The sequence below is a fragment of the Saccharomonospora saliphila YIM 90502 genome, from assembly GCF_000383795.1.
Classification (GTDB): domain Bacteria; phylum Actinomycetota; class Actinomycetes; order Mycobacteriales; family Pseudonocardiaceae; genus Saccharomonospora; species Saccharomonospora saliphila.
In genome coordinates, this window is record NZ_KB912619.1 from 89,389 (window position 1) to 91,011 (window position 1,623).

Sequence of the window (1,623 nt, forward strand, 5' to 3'; positions counted from 1 at the left end):
ACGCCAAGCGCGCGCTCGGTGCCGCCGAGGTCGGCACGGCTTTCGCCCGGGCGGACACCCGGTTGTCGGCGCGGCGGTTCTGGCTCGGTTACGCGGCGGGCTCCCGGGGCAGGTTGCACCTCGACGACGGGGCCGTGGCGGCGGTCGTGGGCCACCGGCGCTCCCTGCTGGCCGCCGGCGTCACCGGGGTGGACGGCGACTTCCAGGCGGGCGATGTGGTCGACCTCGTCGACCACGCGCAGGAGGTCGTCGCCCGGGGAGTGGTCGCGTTCGACGTGACCGAACTGCCCGACCTCATCGGCCGTTCCACGTACGAGCTTCCGGCGGAGCAGCGCCGCGAGGTCGTCCACGCCGACGACCTCGTGCCACTCCGCTGACGTGGTCGCGCGGCGACCACACGGCACGGCCGGTGTGCGGTGGCCGCGACCGGACAGGCTTTAGGGTGGGTTCCCATGTCCGCACGCCGTATAGGGGTCATGGGGGGCACGTTCGATCCGGTGCACCACGGCCACCTCGTCGCCGCGAGTGAGGTCCAGCATCGCTTCGAGCTGGACGAGGTCATCTTCGTGCCCACCGGCCAGCCGTGGCAGAAGGCCGAACGGTCGGTCTCACTGGCCGAGGACCGCTACCTGATGACCGTGATCGCCACCGCGTCGAATCCCGTGTTCTCGGTCAGCCGGGTCGACATCGACCGGGGTGGGCAGACCTACACCGTCGACACGCTACGCGACCTGCATGCCGAGTACCCCGAGGACGAACTATTCTTCATCACCGGCGCCGACGCGCTGGCCCAGATCCTCAGTTGGCGCGACGCCGACGAGTTGTTCACCCTGGCCCACTTCATCGGGGTCACCCGGCCCGGGTACCGGTTGCACGACCACCACTTGCCGGACGGCAAGGTGAGCCTGGTCGAGGTGACGGCCATGGCGATCTCCTCCACCGCGTGCCGGGACAAGGTGAGCGACGGCGAACCCATCTGGTATCTGATGCCGGACGGGGTCGTGCGCTACATCAGCAAGCGGCGCCTGTACCGGCACGACCGTTCGTCCACCATGGCGCGGCACCGCGGGTGAGACCGCGCGACGGGGTCGTGGCCGCGTGGAGCGCCGGGGCCTGCGGGTAGGCTCTTGCGGCAGACGTTGGACAGCGGAGAAGGAGCACCGTGGCAGCGACGGCGGAAGCCCGAGACCTCGCGACCGTGGCCGCGAACGCGGCGGCGGACAAGAAGGCGATCGACGTGGTCCTGCTCGACGTGTCGGACCGGCTCGTGATCACCGATGTCTTCGTGATCGCGTCGGCGCCGAACGAGCGGCAGGTCGGCGCGATCGTCGACAACGTCGAGGAGAAGCTGCGCGCGGTCGGGCACAAGCCGGTGCGCAGGGAGGGCACCCGCGAAGGCCGGTGGGTGCTCATGGACTACGTCGACGTCGTCGTGCACATCCAGCACGACGAGGAGCGTTCCTTCTACGACCTCGAACGGCTGTGGAAGGACTGCCCGCGCATCGAGGTGGACGGGCTCGACGAGCGGGTCGCGGCAGCGGCCACCTCGGACACCGCAGCCTCAGGCGGCGCCGCCGACACCGCCGCGTCGGGTGGCGCCGATGACACCGCCGCGTCGGGCGG

3 protein-coding genes are annotated in these 1,623 nt (G+C 70.7%); all 3 read left to right on the forward strand.

Annotation, left to right across the window (positions count from 1 at the left end; genetic code table 11):
* Nucleotides 1-377 (forward strand): PUA domain-containing protein (locus SACSA_RS21245; RefSeq protein WP_019813400.1); only part of this gene is annotated, 377 nt, incomplete at its 5' end.
* 75 nt (nt 378-452) lie between these two features.
* Nucleotides 453-1,073, forward strand: coding sequence for a nicotinate-nucleotide adenylyltransferase (gene nadD / locus SACSA_RS0103105; protein WP_028661480.1), 621 nt, complete (start codon nt 453-455; stop codon nt 1,071-1,073).
* Nucleotides 1,074-1,162: 89 nt separating this feature from the next.
* A partial coding sequence (gene rsfS / locus SACSA_RS0103110; RefSeq protein ID WP_028661481.1) for a ribosome silencing factor occupies nt 1,163-1,623 on the forward strand: 461 nt, incomplete at its 3' end.